Origin of the sequence: Methanosarcina sediminis (assembly GCF_052056915.1) — an archaeon.
Lineage (GTDB): Archaea > Halobacteriota > Methanosarcinia > Methanosarcinales > Methanosarcinaceae > MTP4.
This window is the reverse complement of the sequence record NZ_CP195119.1, coordinates 1,507,141-1,524,079: the sequence shown is the minus strand read 5'-3', so window position 1 is coordinate 1,524,079 and position 16,939 is coordinate 1,507,141. Positions and strand designations below refer to the sequence as shown.

The following is a 16,939-nucleotide window of genomic DNA, read 5'->3' as shown; positions in this document are numbered from 1 at the left end:
TTACACCTCCGCTGCTATCCAGTTGGAAATGTCAACAGGCTCTGCATCTATCGAACCGAACAGGGTCTGCGTGGCCTTCTTCAGGAAAGCAACCGATGTCGGGTGCATCATCATGAATAGGTCGTTTCCTGCAAGTGCAAGGGACAGACCGGTGATAATCTCCCAGATCGGGCCTCTGTATTCTCTCGGGCCCCAGTCGGAGTCTTCCTTGAGTGGGGAGCTAACCATCCAGGACTCACGTGCACCCCATGCGTTGGTGGTACCTGAGGACATTGGGAATGTCAGTTCGTCGTCACCCATAAGGGCTGCAAGTCTGATACGCTCCATGTTGGTGTAAGCGTAGTCGAGACCATATCCGAGTGCTGCAGTGGTCGGGTCCATGATGATTCTTTCCCTGGGCACGTTGCACTGCTTCATGAGCTTCCTGTTGAGTTCCTTCTGGGAGTTCATGTCCAGCTGCGTCCAGGAAAGCACATCGTGGTCGTACTTTAATGCGGCCTCTGCGATTGCTGCATAGTCCAGGTTCAGGCTTGCCGATGCAAGGAGGCAGCGCTCGCCTTCTGCAACTTCTGCTGCTTTTGCGAGGACTTCCGGGTCCTTCTGTGGGTTCCCTGATCCCCCTATCGCGATTGGCACGTCAACTGCCTGCAGGACTTCTTCTACAACCTTGGCTGCTTCCTTTGCCGGTGTGTCCTTGATTAGCGGGTCTGTTGAAATCAGGTGTATTGTTATCATGTCGGCGTTGAACTGTTCAACGTTCTTCTTTGCCCATTCTCCTGGGCTGTCCATGACTTCGTCGTAGTTCTGCTTTACAGCCTTTGCAAGGCCGATTCGCATATCGAATACGTCGATTGTAACCTGGTTCCTGTTAGGCATCTCCGCGTCGAAGTAGAACGGAAGGGCCTTCTCGCCACCAACGTGCACTGCCTTTCCACGGCTTCCACCGTCTGCTGATGTGTTACCTATCCTGACTTCCTGGATTGGGGTTGCCCAATCTGCCATGTTTGCAACGTCGAATTTGGCAGGGATAAGATCCTTAAACTTCGGGGCAGCAAGGGCAGCGGCCGGGGCAGGGGCTCCTGCTCCAATACCTACAGGGTATCCGAACATGCCTGCAATTCTTGCGAAGTGCTGGGCAAGTACTGCGCTCTCCTGTCCTAGGGCTGCAGCGAGCATCGGGTCAAAGCCACCGCCAAGGGAACTGAGGTCAAGTTCAATGTCCCCTTCAATAGTAACACCTTCGAGGGCTTCTACGTCCATGCCCGCAAACATGTCTGTAATGTCAGTTAATTTCATCTTCTTTGCCATGTAAACCTCACCATTTCAGTTTATTATCCGTTTTTATGAGTGACTGAGTTAATGTGATGCGTTTTTTATGGACTATAAAGATCCGCTTAAATCTCAGTTATATGCCATAGGGCCCAGTATCCCCGGAACCCCATTTCATCCTGCAGCGTTCCACAGGTTCGTAAAATTGTTTGAAACCGGGGTTAGAACCCCAGTTTCTTTGCAATTTTTTCGATTTCAATCACTGCAGCCGAATCCTCTGGGAGTTCGGAGAGGGGTATACCCCCTATGTCCAGTTCCTCGACTTTCGGGTCCAGGGGGACCATGCCTATAAGGTCAAGTTTTAGATCCCCGGCAAGTTTTTCGATCTTATCGCGGTTGGCATCTGTGACCTTGTTTGCAATAACATGTATATTGCTAATGTTCGATTCCAGTTCATCCACAAGTTCATGAATCCTTTCAGCAGTCCTGAAACCCCTTCTGGAGGCGTCTGTCACCACAATCAGGTTATCGACGTTCCTGATGATCTTCCGGCTGAAGTGCTCGAGTCCGGCTTCCGTATCAATGACCACCACATCATAGTTGACAACTAATTTGTCCATGATGCCCCGCAGCAGGTTGTTCACATAACAGTAGCAGCCTGCACCTTCGGGCCTGCCCATGACCAGGAGATCGTAACCCGACATCTCTTCAATAATCTCGTAGATCTTACTCTGGAGTATCGATTCCTTATTCATGTCGGGGTGGTCCGGTTTCGGCTTTGTAATCTCCTCCTGGAGTGCCTCCTTTGCGTCCCCGATGGTCTTTACAACCTCACAGCCCAGGGTTTCTGGCAGGTTCGTATCCGCATCTGCGTCAACTGCAAGTAAAAAGTTGTCATTTTTAGAAAGGTAGCGGATCAAAAGAGCCGCTACCGCTGTTTTACCTGTCCCGCCTTTTCCCGTTATTGCAATAACTTTTGTCACAGAATACCTCTTTGTAATTGTTTTTCTGTTTTAGAGCACCTGCGTGTCACTCACTTCTTTGCTTTCTTCTCGCTGATGATCATCTTGTCGATGGAAATCTTTGCGTTCTTGAATGTCAGCTTGATTCCACCGCCGGATCCACCTGAGACCATCGGCATTGCGGGCATCTGGAAGCCTGCTGCCGGCATCATCATTGGGGCTGCTGCAACAGCTTCTTCCTCTTCTTCTTCCTCTTCTTCTTCCTCTTCTTCTGCGACCCAGTTTGCAACTACGGGGTGGTCCTTCTCCTGCAGGAAGGCTTTCAGGGCGTCGACATCCGGAGCATCTGCTTCGGTTGCGATCTTGTCGATGATGTCAGCAGGGATGGCTTCTGCAATCTTCTCCTTGAATGTGGAGGGGAGCCAGACAACCCTGTTCCATCCTCCGTCAGACTGGATGAACTTGGGGGAGTAGAAGTAGTTCACACCAACACCGAGGAAACCGACTACCTGCTTCCCACCACCGGTCTGACCGGCCATTGTTGAGAATCCGAGTCCGTTGGGGGACATTCCCTGGAATTCCCTGTTAATCCAGCCGATACCGTCGACTTCTGGGATGTAGAACCCTACAACTTCGAAGCAGCCGCAGGAAGTGTGCGGGAACTCGAAGAAAGAGTGGAGTTTGATCCTGTCAAATTCTCCGCCGGAGAGTTTCTTGGCAATCTCGTTAACTCCGGCGTATTCACCGCTGAGTTCATCGAGACATTCTCCCTTGGCCAGCTCGAACTGCGGGCCTTCCGGGTCTACCTTTGCGGCAGCACGGCCGTCGAACCAGTTGATTGCACCACAGAGGGCAATCCTGTCAGGGGAGACCACACAGACGCTGGTCGGAGCAAATGCCTGGCAGAGAGTGCAGCCGTAGAAGACATCAACGTCTTCATCGTGGAGGTCCTTGGTCCTGGCGTCTCTGGCTTTGAAGATGTCCATTGCATTGTCCAGCTGTTCCTTGACTGCTGCCTCGTCGGTGTAGAAGGTTGCCTGCATCTTCTCGATGAAGGGAAGTTCGGTCTTGAAGAGCATCATTACTGCCTGACCGAAGGCCTCAAGGGAGTCGATCTTTGCGGCTGTGTCCTTGGAAACCCTCATCCAGACATCATACCTCTGGTTCAGGTGCATGATACCCTGGCAGTAGTTCACGAAGTCGTGGACACGCCTTTCAACAACGGATTCGAGGTCAGGTTCTACCAGTTCTCCGGCGATGTTAAAGACCATTGCCCAGGGGTAGGTCTTGCCCTCTTCCATGTCCTTGATGTCGGGACCGACGATTGTGACCTTGTCGTCCTCAATCGCATCCATGTCTGCTGCCCTAACGAGTTCCAGACCCATGGACTTGGGACCACCGAGTTCAACAAACATACCGTCTTTTCTTACTCTTTCACCTTCATACATTGGGGAAATTTCAAATGGGAATTCATCTGCCATTTATGCTTCGCCTCCTTAATCAAATTTATAAGTTGTCGATTAGTTCATCCAGGGCAGCGTAGTGGTCTTCCCTGCTAATGTTCCCGAAGGACATTGTTGCATTCTGGATGTAGTCTCTACCGATTGCAATTGCTTTTACACTGGAGAAGTTCTTAGTTCCGGACAGTACCTGGTTGATATAGTACTTCTTGAATTCCAGGATGATTACGGTGTCGTAGTTTCCGTTCCCATCAAGTCCGGGCCAGTTGGGGTCGGTTAAGTAGAACCCGAGCTGGTGCACATTGATGTACTTGGCATCTACGTCCTTGTCCAGGAATCCTACGTGAGAGTGACCTGTGGCAGCGATCGGAAGGTTCGCCTTCTGTGCAATCTTAACTGCACGGTCTAGGAGTTCGGGCTTAAGAACTCCAGATCCGACCACAAGAAGCGGCCTCTTTGCCTTTTTGATCATCTTGGCTGCCATGTCAGGGTTGATTGCCTTGGAGGTGGTCACCCCGTAGCTGGTAAAGAGCTTGGTGTTCTTTGTAGTGTCAACCATTTTCAGGCCTCCTTGCAGAGTCTCTTGAGGTTAGTGGGCTGTGCCGAGACGTCGAACTTGATCTTCGGACCGGAAATGATCTTCTTCCTCTTCCAGTCAATTTCCCAGCCGTGTTCCTCTTCGAGTATCTTCATGAGGGCAGCACGCTTTGCAAGTGGGATATCAGCCTCACTTCTGATGAATTTCCACCAGTCCTCGGGCATTCCGCCGATGTACTTCTCGTGGAGTTCCATCCAGTGGGTCAGTTTGATAGACCTTCCAAGGTTGTTGTCAGACGGGCGGATGCAGGCTTTTGCCATCATCGGGGTTGCTTCCTGCCAGGTCTCTGCGGTGGTCAGGAGGAATTCCGGTGCTGGTGGGATTGGCATTTCTTCGCCGTTCCTGGCATCGTAGACTTTCCACTTGGATTCGTCATAGTCCTTTGCGATCAAGGCTCTCCTGTACTTGGAGCTGTGGGCACCGAGCACTGCGGGGATACCATAGATGTTACATCCGGTACCGATGGAAGAAGCCTTCTGGGAGAATGCACCCCATGCAAGGCCGCAGGCACCGACACGGTTCAGGACATAGTCGGCGATTTCCGCAAGGTTGCCTTCCATGGTCCTGCCACCGAAAATACCGGCGACTTTCTGGGCGGCTCCGGTGATGTGGGCGTTCGAGACACAGGACCCGATGTTAACAAGTCCACCGGATACGAATCCGCCGGGGAACCTCTCATAAAGGGTCTCGCCATTCTCGTCCTTGTACATGCCCATATCCATTGATCCACAGCCGGTACCGACAACGATGTAGTTCCTCTTCAGGAACTCTTCTGCGATGTAGTAAACACCCTTGGCGCAGTCAGAGTAGTTCGGACATCCGATGATTGCGATGATACCTGGGGTTGTTCCCATGACCAGGTTCAGGCCTTCGGAACGGATTTCTGCGTCAGATACCTGACCTCTGCCAGCTCTCATCCAGCCTTTCTCTTCAGCGATGATCTTCTGGGATGCCTTGTCGATGACGCTAAGGATCGGGATCTCCTTCTTACAGACCTGTTCACAGCGGCGGCAGCCGATACATGAGTCGTGGAGTTCTTCAAGGTAGCTGAAGTCTCCTTCCTTGGCGAACTTCATGGCTTCCGGAATATCCAGCTCAATCGGGCATGCAAGATAGCAGGCTCCACAGTCGGCACACTTGTCAACCCATTCCTTTAGCTGTTCCTCGGATGGGATTTCCCTGACTCCTGCTGCTTCGCGGATCGGGTGCATTTCCTGGGCGAGCCTTACGGAGATTTCTCCGAGCTTCTCGTAGTCAAGGATCACACAACCCGGAATTGCTCCGGACTTGAGTTCCTCGATGGTTGCATCGACGTCCTGGTTGTCCCTGTTGGGCAGACCGTACATGATCTTGGCGTTGGATGCAATCACAGGGATATTGAGCTTCTGGGCTTCGGGTACAATATCTCCACGGACACACTGTTCGTCAACAACAATGACGTCAGGCATTCCGGAGCGGATGATCTTGAGCTCCTTGGACATGGAACCGACGACCTTGGTGTATGGGGGCCTCCTGTCGGCTTCCTTGTACCTGGTCAGGTCGATTGCGGTACAGCAGAGTCCACCGAGTTCCACCTTGTCGGTCAGCTCATTTTCTTCCATGTAGTCCATCATGTAGGTGACACCGGCCACGTTGTGTCCGATCACACAGAGGAATGGCTTCTCCTTGTCAATAGTCCCGATACCCATTTCAATAAGTGGGGCTTCGGGGTCTGCCTTCGGGAAGTCGAGGGCTGCGATTTGTACGATATCGGAAATTTCCATTCCTACGTGGTCCAGACTGCCGCTGAAAAGAGCCTTTGAGTCGTAGTCGATCTCTGCGGATTCCTGCCCTGCGTGGACGGTTGCAAGGAGCTGGGTGAGCTGTTCCTCTGCATGTTCCATTGCAGGCTTGATTTCCCCGAGGGTCTTGGGGCTCTGCCCGGTTGTAATCGTGATGTTGGGGGTCAGGACGTCGGATTGTCCAAGGTCAAGGGGGACGTCTTCGCCAAAGGTCTCGAGCAGGTGGTCAAGCAAGTGACGACCGTGGGCTGCGTGGCAGGCAGTACCGGTGATCACACGGAGGAAGAATTCCCTGCCGTTGTGTCCGGCCATGTCAATACCACAGGCACCTCTCTTGTTGTTGGAGAGGTCACAGGGGCCGTATGTGCAGTAGCAGCACTGGTCACACATTGGGGTGATTACGGGCTCATAACGGTCGAGTAATTTGAGGTTCCAATCGTCCCTGTAGGTTGCAAGACCCGGGAACGGGGATGGGCCCATTGGACCGAGCTCTTCTGCTTCGGCAGCTTCCTTTGCTGCCCCCACAATGTTGTTAATTGTGATCTGAACATCTTTCAGATCTTCTATAGAAAAACTCCCGGTAGTTAATTTACTCATTTTAGCTTTGCCTCCTAAATACGCTTAAAGCCGATTTGTCAGAGGATTGTATTTACGATATTCGGCATACCGATACTGACTGTGCAATTTATATTGACGTCTGCTTGAAAGTTACAACTATTCAAATCACATTTTTTATAAATCGTTTTTAAATTTTTATAGAACTTGCACACTTACAGTTCCAACTATTTAAATGACATTTTTAGTAGATCGTTTTTAACTTTTTATAGAATTTACACACTTTCAATACAAAATCAAGTACAGTAAATTAAGCAGTTAAAACTTGAATTTTTAGAGATTTTAGAGTTCACTGCTTTTGTTTTAGATCTCAAGTGGGTAAGTCCTATAATAGCCGTTGCGATCTCAGAATAAATAAAAGAGATCTTAGAGACTATCCGAAAAGTTCTATGCATGTTGTAAAATCACAATTAGGCAATTGGTGCGTATTATCCGGAATCCGTTCATTTATGATCGCCGATTGTAGAATTTACAGTAGGTTACAGCACTTTTCGAACATACTCCTAAATTACACATGAGCGACGTATTATAAATAATTTACACTTTTGTTCTGTATAAATATAAAAATAATAAAAAATTCCTTTGTATAAATCTTATCTAAACTCTTACAAGTCGCTGACTCGTGATGAAGCATGAAATACGGCATTATATACTTATTTTTCATAAGAAATGAACATGAAATTATTCGAATAAGATGCAAAACGAAAGTACCGGTGATTAGCAGAACTTTTACGTTAAATCAGGTGTGAAAGGCAGAAAATAACCACAGGACTAACGGACATATGATACAAAACTATTAAGTAAATGTCATAGTTATAATCGCACTTTATGCAGTTATGAGTTTAGTGCTATTGGTTTTATACTTAAAATACAGCATCTTAAAATGGATTCAGAGCTTATTTATTTTATCAATATTTAAATTGTTGTGGCATTAATTATTTATACTACCTCTCATATGCGCATTTTGATGGTTTGTTGAGTTAAGTGGGATCTCAAAAGAACCCCAAAAGCTACTCATTACAAATTCAATGAAATTCCGCTAGCGTTCTCGTAATTATTAACGTGTCCCTGAAAGAGCTGAGGTATTCGTCTTTGGGACCTTCTTCAGGTAGAGCAGAATGAGGTTGCTGACAGAATAGGGGCATCCCGGAAAACTTTCTGGAACGGTCTCCAAAAGTCCTGGGGAAAGTTTGGGGCCTGCTTTACGAGCCCCTTTGCTTTTTCTTCAGCAGCCTCCTTTGCTGCCCCTACAATATTATTGATAGTTATCTGAAATAATTCAAAGTCTTCTATAGAAAAACTCCGGTAGTTAATTTGCTCATTTCAGCTTTATTAATTTTTTATATAACTTGCACACTTACAATACAAAATCATGTGCAGTAAATTTATCAGTTAAAACTTGAATTTTTAGAAGTTGGGAGTTCACTGCTTTTGTTTTATACCTCAAGTGGGTAAGTCATATAATAGTAAGTTGCGATCTCACAGAAAAAAGAGATCTTAGAGACTACCCGAAAAGTTCTATGCATGTTGTAAAATTACAATTAGACAATTAGTGTTTATTATCCGGAATCCGTTCATTTATGATTCGCTTATTGTAGAATTTACAGTAGGTCACAGCACTTTTTGGATAGACTCCTAAATTACACTTAAGCGACGTATTATAAATAGTTTTCACTTTTGTTTGGTATAAATATAATAATAAAAAAAATTCCGCTGTATAAATCCTATCTAAACTCTTTATGGGTCGTTGACTCGTGATGAAGCATGAAAAACGGCATCATATACTCATTTTTCATAAGAATATAACATGAAATTATTCGAATAAGAGGCAAAACGAAAGTACGCCAATGATTAGCAGAATTTTTACGTTAAATCAGGTGTAAAAGGAAGAAAATAGCAACAGGACTAACGGATATATGATATAAAACTATTAAGTAAACGTCATAGTTATAATCGTATTTTACACATTTATGAGTTTAATGCTATTGGTTTTGTACTTAATATACAGAATCCGAAATATGGGTTCAGAGCTTATTAATTTTGTCAATAGTTTAATTGTCTCAGGGTTAATTATTTATACAACATCTCATTTGCGTATTTTGGCGGTTTGTTGAGTTAAGCGGAGTATCAAGAATCCCAAAAGCTACTTATTGCAAACTCAGTGAAATCCCTCAATGTGTTTTCGTAATTATTAACGTGTCCCTGGAAGAGCTTGAGGCATTTGTCTTTGCGACCTTCTCCAGGTGGAGCAGAATAAGGCTGCTCATATAGGGGTATCCCGGAAGACTTTCTGGAATGACCTCCAAAATGCACGACAGAAGGCAGCTGACGCCTTTGTCAACGGGAAAGCTATTGAGGTCTCTGGAGGAGAATACGTTAATAGTGGTGAATGCAAGGTCGATTTTCTCTGCAAAGAATACGATCATGTGTGGGAATTAAAGTCCGATCAGCGTCGTCCCGCAAGCTGTCCTAATTGTGATTCCGGTCTAATTTTTCCGAATTGGCAGCGATGGAAGCGGAAAGAGGTTTATTGAGAATGATTACTGATGTCCAAAAAAAGGGAAAGCAGCAGGAACACTAATGAAGCAAGCATAAAAAAGATGCAGGACGCAGACTGAAATAGAGAATATTGAAACTTAGAGGATTTCATGCCTCAATGCGCAGTCCGGAAATGCAAATCTACCGGATGTAACTGCAGCTCAAGATTTCAGAGGAAAATTCATGTCAGTATTTATCGAAATCAAGAATTTAGTTGCAGATTTGAAAAATCTAGATGTAAAACTTATTCAGCGTCTTTATACACTAAAAGGAAGCTATTAAAGTACTGGATGGACTTATTTATCAAATTTAATCTAATTATGAAAAAATAGAGGGTCTTTTTCTTATCCGATATGTAAGTATAATGAGCCTCCTTTAAATATTAGGATCAGGCAAGATCTCTGTCCAAACTGCGGTTCAGTAGAGAGTCATAGACTTTAATTTCTGGTATTCCAGAAACTATGTATGCACGACGATATTTCTCAAAGGCCTATACTACACGTTGCACTATAAATTTTTTCCAAATTATTCTGGGATTCCTGATTTGATGGCATTCCAGCTGAGTATAATACTTTTGGCGTTATTATGGCATTTTGTGTTTACTCTCACTAATGACGATGTTAGGGTCAATACTTTAATGCGTTGCGTAAAATAGATAGATACTTATTACGTGTTGTACAAGTGTAGTTTGATGGTCAATAGAGTTAAGCGCAGGGTATCTTGCTTTCCAAAGGCCACCTATTACAAGCCCAGAGAAATCCCTCTTTGCTGTCTGGAAATCGCCAACCTATCCATAGAAGAGCTTGAGGCTATTCGTCTTTGCGACTTTCTCCAGATGGAGCAGAGCGAGGCTGCTAACAGAATGGGAGTATCCCGGAAAACTTTCTGGAGCGACCTCCAAAAGGCACGACAGAAGGTGGCTGATGCTCTTGTCAACGGAAAAGCGATCGAGATCTCTGGAGGAGAATACGTTAATAGTGGTGAATGCAAGGTCAATTTTCTCTGCAAAGAATGCGATCATGTGTGGGAATTAAAGTCCGACCAGCTTCGTCCCACAAGCTGTCCAAATTGTGGTTCCAGTCTAATTTTCCGAATAGGTGGTGATGGAAGAGGAAAGAGGTTTATTGAGAATGATTACTGTTGCCCTAAAGGAAAGGAAAGCAGCAGGAATACTGGTGAAGGAAGCAAAAAAAAGTGACAATAATATCTATACCATTGATGAGTGATACTGGACTAGAGTCTGATGTGTGTGCCCATTTTGGCTCATGCGAACATTTTACTATTATAAATGTACGTGATTGATGTATAAAATCAAACACAATAACTATTATTGTTTTAATTTTCGTCTTGGACATTAACATCTTGTTACTCAGTTTTCCAATTCAAATGCGTAAGTCCTATACTTAAAAACTCTATTTTTTCGATCAACTAAATACTATATTTAAGATAGCATGCTTACTTGTGTATAAAGAACTAATGGTTTGGAAAAAATCAATCATTCCACCCAATATCGGACTTAATTCGAAAAATTGATCTAGCAAGTGTCTTTCTTCCTTTTATAGGGGATAATTGTCTGGCACCTATTAAGGTTCCGAAGATCAATTCTGCACGTTCAGACGTTGAGTAACTTCTTTGTTGAGGCTTAAACGGTCAATCAAAGTTTAGCTGGCGCATTCGTGCAAGCAAAGTGACTTCTTCATGTCAAAGAAGATTTTTCGGTCCCGTAGAAACCCTGTTGTATTGGTTAAAAGGCTCCTGTTTGTGACCGGGTTCGATTTCAGTTTTCAAACATATAAGCAAAAAAGTTGAAGAAATAATTTTCATTAATTGAGGATTTCTACAGAGCCAATTATCTGGATGTTTATTTGGATATAAAAAACAAAGCAAATCTGTATGGCATTAAGGCAAAAAAGTCGATTTTTATGTCCCTTTTCTCTTCAATTCAGAACCTGTCAGGAAAGTCGACAAGTGCGTTTTTTAAAAGTTATAATAAACGTTATTCCGTGTCATAGTGACACGGAATATTAATATTCAAATTCGTTTTCGTATTTACTGCGGTGGCCAGTTCTTTTCCATCCAGCCGGGGATACGACCGGAGTCCATTGGTCCTACCTTGATGCTTGCACTGAGTGAGTCCTCAAGGTCGCCCTGCAGGCGAGCTGACAGACCCGGAATGATAACGGTGTTGTGGTTGACGTCCTTCTTAAGGTCGAAGTCCGACTTATCAAAGGCGTCCTTTACCTTGTCGGCGGTCAGCTGGCCCCCGGCAACGGCAGCTTCCACGCCGATCCCGTCGGTGTCAACTGCAAGCAGCCAGCAGTCTATTCCGTTGGAAGCAATGTCGCTCTCTACCGTGTAGTAGGTAAGGGCGAAGTTTGTTGTGAAGAACACCGGAGAGTCTGCTGTCGGGCTTCCTACCTTGTACATGGCACCGTCAACGGCTACAGGGGTCCTCGGGTCCGTGTAGATTGTGTCTACCAGGTGCATCTCAGGCAGTACGGCATATGGCTCCATGCTGTGTAGGATCATTATGTCGCCGTATCTGATGGTGAACATCGAAGCCATCACGGTTTCCCAGTATGATGCACTTACAGGGTCCTCTATTCCTGCCATCCAGGCTGTGAAGGGAAGGGCCAGTATCGGGTATGCAATCTCAACGTCCCCATCGATTCCTGCTCTCCTGATCTTCAGGAAGTTGGTGAATGTGTTCTTCAGGCCCTTGCCTACCGGAACGGTTCCGGGGTCAAGGACAATGTCCTGAATGCCTGCCTCTGCAAAGGTCTTTGCGAGGGTCTTGAGGGCATCAAGGTCATTGAGTGCAGAAACTACCACAGGCACCTTGTACTCTAGGGCAAGTTCTCCTACTTCCTTCCAGTTGTCCTTGTTTGCGGCATAAAGCAGTGGGTTCTTGTCCTTTACTACTTCAAGGCCTGCTTTAAGGACTGCAGGATCGAAGGAACAGAGGATTAATGGGAGATCTGTTGTCTCTGCTACCTTCTTGACGGCTGCGGCAAACTTTGCGGGGTCTCCGGAGGCTGCCCTTACTGCGACACCGTCAAGGAGGAGGTAGTTCCCTACATAGAACTTCCTGAAGTCAGCAATCTGCTTTACTCTCTCCACAAGGGCCGCTTCTTCCATGTTGTCTGCCACATCGAAGAACATCTTCGTCTTGTTGAAGAAGGTGAGCTTGTGGCGGTACAGGACATCGTCCCCACCGATCTTTGCTGCTTTCTCGCCTACACCGATGATCACTTCACGGATTTCAGGAGCAAGGAGGCCTTCTAGTTCTGCGAGCTTCTTTGCGAACTTCTTTTCCTTAACCAGGGGTGGACAATCTGCCGTCTTACCGGACCTGTCTATCAGCTTTGATGCAAAGGCCATACAGGTGGGTTCCCCACATTCTCCACAGTTTGTCTGGGGCAGGTACTTGTAGGCTTGTAATGGGCTGTTTATTTTCATTGTTTACACCTCCGCTGCTATCCAGTTGGAAATGTCAACAGGCTCTGCATCTATCGAACCGAACAGGGTCTGCGTGGCCTTCTTCAGGAAAGCAACCGATGTCGGGTGCATCATCATGAATAGGTCGTTTCCTGCAAGTGCAAGGGACAGACCGGTGATAATCTCCCAGATCGGGCCTCTGTATTCTCTCGGGCCCCAGTCGGAGTCTTCCTTGAGTGGGGAGCTAACCATCCAGGACTCACGTGCACCCCATGCGTTGGTGGTACCTGAGGACATTGGGAATGTCAGTTCGTCGTCACCCATAAGGGCTGCAAGTCTGATACGCTCCATGTTGGTGTAAGCGTAGTCGAGACCATATCCGAGTGCTGCAGTGGTCGGGTCCATGATGATTCTTTCCCTGGGCACGTTGCACTGCTTCATGAGCTTCCTGTTGAGTTCCTTCTGGGAGTTCATGTCCAGCTGCGTCCAGGAAAGCACATCGTGGTCGTACTTTAATGCGGCCTCTGCGATTGCTGCATAGTCCAGGTTCAGGCTTGCCGATGCAAGGAGGCAGCGCTCGCCTTCTGCAACTTCTGCTGCTTTTGCGAGGACTTCCGGGTCCTTCTGTGGGTTCCCTGATCCCCCTATCGCGATTGGCACGTCAACTGCCTGCAGGACTTCTTCTACAACCTTGGCTGCTTCCTTTGCCGGTGTGTCCTTGATTAGCGGGTCTGTTGAAATCAGGTGTATTGTTATCATGTCGGCGTTGAACTGTTCAACGTTCTTCTTTGCCCATTCTCCTGGGCTGTCCATGACTTCGTCGTAGTTCTGCTTTACCGCCTTTGCAAGGCCTATTCGCATATCGAATACGTCGATTGTAACCTGGTTCCTGTTAGGCATCTCCGCGTCGAAGTAGAACGGAAGGGCTTTCTCGCCACCAACGTGGACTGCCTTTCCACGGCTTCCACCGTCTGCTGATGTGTTACCTATCCTGACTTCCTGTATTGGGGTTGCCCAATCTGCCATGTTTGCAACATCGAATTTGGCAGGGATGAGATCCTTAAACTTCGGGGCAGCTAAGGCTGCTGCTGGTGCAGCGGCTGCCGGGCCTCCGATACCTACGGGGTATCCGAACATGCCTGCAATTCTTGCGAAGTGCTGGGCAAGTACTGCGCTCTCCTGTCCCAGGGCTGCAGCGAGCATCGGGTCAAAGCCACCGCCAAGGGAACTGAGGTCAAGTTCAATGTCCCCTTCAATAGTAACACCTTCGAGGGCTTCTACGTCCATGCCCGCGAACATGTCTGTAATGTCAGTTAATTTCATCTTCTTTGCCATGTAAACCTCACCATTTCAGTTTATTATCCGTTTTTATGAGTGACTGAGTTAATGTGATGCGTTTTTTATGGACTATAAAGATCCGCTTAAATCTCAGTTACATGCCATAGGGCCCAGTATCCCCGGAACCCCATTTCATCCTGCAGCGTTCCACAGGTTCGTAAAATTGTTTGAAACCGGGGTTAGAACCCCAGTTTCTTTGCAATTTTTTCGATTTCAATCACTGCAGCCGAATCCTCTGGGAGTTCGGAGAGGGGTATACCCCCTATGTCCAGTTCCTCGACTTTCGGGTCCAGGGGGACCATGCCTATAAGGTCAAGTTTTAGATCCCCGGCAAGTTTTTCGATCTTATCGCGGTTGGCATCTGTGACCTTGTTTGCAATAACATGTATATTGCTAATGTTCGATTCCAGTTCATCCACAAGTTCATGAATCCTTTCAGCAGTCCTGAAACCCCTTCTGGAGGCGTCTGTCACCACAATCAGGTTATCGACGTTCCTGATGATCTTCCGGCTGAAGTGCTCGAGTCCGGCTTCCGTATCAATGACCACCACATCATAGTTGACAACTAATTTGTCCATGATGCCCCGCAGCAGGTTGTTCACATAACAGTAGCAGCCTGCACCTTCGGGCCTGCCCATGACCAGGAGATCGTAACCCGACATCTCTTCAATAATCTCGTAGATCTTACTCTGGAGTATCGATTCCTTATTCATGTCGGGGTGGTCCGGTTTCGGCTTTGTAATCTCCTCCTGGAGTGCCTCCTTTGCGTCCCCGATGGTCTTTACAACCTCACAGCCCAGGGTTTCTGGCAGGTTCGTATCCGCATCTGCGTCAACTGCAAGTAAAAAGTTGTCATTTTTAGAAAGGTAGCGGATCAAAAGAGCCGCTACCGCTGTTTTACCTGTCCCGCCTTTTCCCGTTATTGCAATAACTTTTGTCACAGAATACCTCTTTGTAATTGTTTTTCTGTTTTAGAGCACCTGCGTGTCACTCACTTCTTTGCTTTCTTCTCGCTGATGATCATCTTGTCGATGGAAATCTTTGCGTTCTTGAATGTCAGCTTGATTCCACCGCCGGATCCACCGGAGACCATCGGCATTGCGGGCATCTGGAAGCCTGCTGCCGGCATCATCATTGGGGCTGCTGCAACAGCTTCTTCCTCTTCTTCTTCCTCTTCTTCTTCCTCTTCTTCTGCTGCCCAGTTTGCAACTACGGGGTGGTCCTTCTCCTGCAGGAAGGCTTTCAGGGCGTCGACGTCAGGAGCATCTGCTTCGGTTGCGATCTTGTCGATGATGTCAGCAGGGATGGTTTCTGCAATCTTCTCCTTGAATGTGGAGGGGAGCCAGACAACCCTGTTCCATCCGCCGTCAGCCTGGATGAACTTGGGGGAGTAGAAGTAGTTCACACCAACACCGAGGAAACCGACTACCTGCTTCCCACCACCGGTCTGACCGGCCATTGTTGAGAATCCGAGTCCGTTGGGGGACATTCCCTGGAATTCCCTGTTAATCCAGCCGATACCGTCGACTTCTGGGATGTAGAACCCTACAACTTCGAAGCAGCCGCAGGAAGTGTGCGGGAACTCGAAGAAAGAGTGGAGTTTGATCCTGTCAAATTCTCCGCCGGAGAGTTTCTTGGCAATCTCGTTAACTCCGGCGTATTCACCGCTGAGTTCATCGAGACATTCTCCCTTGGCCAGCTCGAACTGCGGGCCTTCCGGGTCTACCTTTGCGGCAGCACGGCCGTCGAACCAGTTGATTGCACCACAGAGGGCAATCCTGTCAGGGGAGACCACACAGACGCTGGTCGGAGCAAATGCCTGGCAGAGAGTGCAGCCGTAGAAGACATCAACGTCTTCATCGTGGAGGTCCTTGGTCCTGGCGTCTCTGGCTTTGAAGATGTCCATTGCATTGTCCAGCTGTTCCTTGACTGCTGCCTCGTCGGTGTAGAAGGTTGCCTGCATCTTCTCGATGAAGGGAAGTTCGGTCTTGAAGAGCATCATTACTGCCTGACCGAAGGCCTCAAGGGAGTCGATCTTTGCGGCTGTGTCCTTGGAAACCCTCATCCAGACATCATACCTCTGGTTCAGGTGCATGATACCCTGGCAGTAGTTCACGAAGTCGTGGACACGCCTTTCAACAACGGATTCGAGGTCAGGTTCTACCAGTTCTCCGGCGATGTTAAAGACCATTGCCCAGGGGTAGGTCTTGCCCTCTTCCATGTCCTTGATGTCGGGACCGACGATTGTGACCTTGTCGTCCTCAATCGCATCCATGTCTGCTGCCCTAACGAGTTCCAGACCCGTGGACTTGGGACCACCGAGTTCAACAAACATACCGTCTTTTCTTACTCTTTCACCTTCATACATTGGGGAAATTTCAAATGGGAATTCATCTGCCATTTATGCTTCGCCTCCTAAATTAAATTTACAAGTTGTCGATTAATTCATCCAGGGCAGCGTAGTGATCTGCCTTGCTCAGGTTCCCGAAGGACATTGTTGCATTCTGGATGTAGCCTCTGTCGATTGCAATTGCTTTTACATCGGAGAAGTTCTTGGTTCCGGAAAGCACCTGGTTGACATAGTACTTGATGTGACCCAGGACGATGAGGGTGTCATAGGTCCCGTTTCCGTCAAGCCCTGGCCATGCGTCGTCTGTTACATAGAATCCGAGCTGGTGCAGGTTGATGTACTTGGCATCCACGTCCTTGCCCACAAAGCCAGGCATGGAGCTGCCAGTGGCCGCAATTGGAAGGTTTGCCTTCTGTGCAATTTTTACTGCACGGTCCAGAAGTTCAGGGTCAAGGATCTTGGTTCCTACAACAAGAAGCGGCCTCTTTGCCTTTTTGATCAGCTTGGCTGCCATCTCAGGAGTAGTTGCCTTGGAGGTGGTCACACCGTAGGTCGTGAAAAGTTTGGTGTTCTTTGTAGTGTCAACCATT

At 47.4% G+C, this 16,939-nt stretch carries 12 protein-coding genes; 2 read left to right on the top strand and 10 right to left on the bottom strand.

Going from position 1 to position 16,939, the window contains the following annotated elements; translation table 11 throughout:
* The 5 genes from cdhD (ACSAZK_RS06310) to cdhA form a co-directional block, all read right to left on the bottom strand.
* Positions 1-1,308 carry a CO dehydrogenase/acetyl-CoA synthase subunit delta gene (cdhD, locus tag ACSAZK_RS06310; RefSeq protein WP_440956523.1) on the bottom strand — a complete coding sequence of 436 codons (1,308 nt, stop codon included), beginning with the start codon at positions 1,306-1,308 and terminating at the stop codon, positions 1-3.
* Positions 1,309-1,490: 182 nt separating this feature from the next.
* Positions 1,491-2,252: a nucleotide-binding protein gene (locus tag ACSAZK_RS06305; protein ID WP_440956515.1), complete on the bottom strand. Its 762-nt coding sequence runs from the start codon at positions 2,250-2,252 to the stop codon at positions 1,491-1,493.
* A 50-nt stretch (positions 2,253-2,302) separates the two neighbouring features.
* A complete protein-coding gene (gene cdhC / locus ACSAZK_RS06300) occupies positions 2,303-3,712 on the bottom strand; it encodes a CO dehydrogenase/CO-methylating acetyl-CoA synthase complex subunit beta (RefSeq protein WP_440956522.1) in 1,410 nt (469 codons plus the stop codon).
* A 25-nt stretch (positions 3,713-3,737) separates the two neighbouring features.
* The gene (gene cdhB / locus ACSAZK_RS06295; protein WP_440956521.1) at positions 3,738-4,250 is read right to left on the bottom strand and encodes a CO dehydrogenase/acetyl-CoA synthase complex subunit epsilon; all 513 of its coding nucleotides are present in this window, start codon (positions 4,248-4,250) and stop codon (positions 3,738-3,740) included.
* Positions 4,251-4,252: 2 nt separating this feature from the next.
* On the bottom strand, positions 4,253-6,667 hold the full coding sequence (gene cdhA / locus ACSAZK_RS06290) for a CO dehydrogenase/acetyl-CoA synthase complex subunit alpha (RefSeq protein WP_440956520.1): 2,415 nt from the start codon (positions 6,665-6,667) through the stop codon (positions 4,253-4,255).
* Positions 6,668-8,928: 2,261 nt separating this feature from the next.
* Between cdhA and ACSAZK_RS06285 the strand changes: the two genes are divergently transcribed.
* On the top strand, positions 8,929-9,219 hold the full coding sequence (locus ACSAZK_RS06285; protein ID WP_440956519.1) for a DUF134 domain-containing protein: 291 nt from the start codon (positions 8,929-8,931) through the stop codon (positions 9,217-9,219).
* Positions 9,220-9,914: 695 nt separating this feature from the next.
* Positions 9,915-10,421, top strand: a complete 507-nt coding sequence (locus ACSAZK_RS06280) for a DUF134 domain-containing protein (protein WP_440956518.1) — start codon at positions 9,915-9,917, stop codon at positions 10,419-10,421.
* A gap of 851 nt (positions 10,422-11,272) precedes the next feature.
* On the opposite strand, the gene acsC is transcribed toward ACSAZK_RS06280, so the two are convergent.
* The 5 genes from acsC to cdhB (ACSAZK_RS06255) form a co-directional block, all read right to left on the bottom strand.
* The gene (gene acsC / locus ACSAZK_RS06275; protein ID WP_440956517.1) at positions 11,273-12,682 is read right to left on the bottom strand and encodes an acetyl-CoA decarbonylase/synthase complex subunit gamma; all 1,410 of its coding nucleotides are present in this window, start codon (positions 12,680-12,682) and stop codon (positions 11,273-11,275) included.
* A gap of 3 nt (positions 12,683-12,685) precedes the next feature.
* A complete protein-coding gene (gene cdhD / locus ACSAZK_RS06270) occupies positions 12,686-13,996 on the bottom strand; it encodes a CO dehydrogenase/acetyl-CoA synthase subunit delta (protein ID WP_440956516.1) in 1,311 nt (436 codons plus the stop codon).
* A 182-nt stretch (positions 13,997-14,178) separates the two neighbouring features.
* Positions 14,179-14,940 carry a nucleotide-binding protein gene (locus ACSAZK_RS06265; RefSeq protein WP_440956515.1) on the bottom strand — a complete coding sequence of 254 codons (762 nt, stop codon included), beginning with the start codon at positions 14,938-14,940 and terminating at the stop codon, positions 14,179-14,181.
* 50 nt (positions 14,941-14,990) lie between these two features.
* Positions 14,991-16,400, bottom strand: a complete 1,410-nt coding sequence (cdhC, locus tag ACSAZK_RS06260) for a CO dehydrogenase/CO-methylating acetyl-CoA synthase complex subunit beta (protein ID WP_440956514.1) — start codon at positions 16,398-16,400, stop codon at positions 14,991-14,993.
* A gap of 25 nt (positions 16,401-16,425) precedes the next feature.
* Positions 16,426-16,938: a CO dehydrogenase/acetyl-CoA synthase complex subunit epsilon gene (gene cdhB / locus ACSAZK_RS06255; RefSeq protein ID WP_440956513.1), complete on the bottom strand. Its 513-nt coding sequence runs from the start codon at positions 16,936-16,938 to the stop codon at positions 16,426-16,428.
* Position 16,939: the final 1 nt, after the last annotated feature.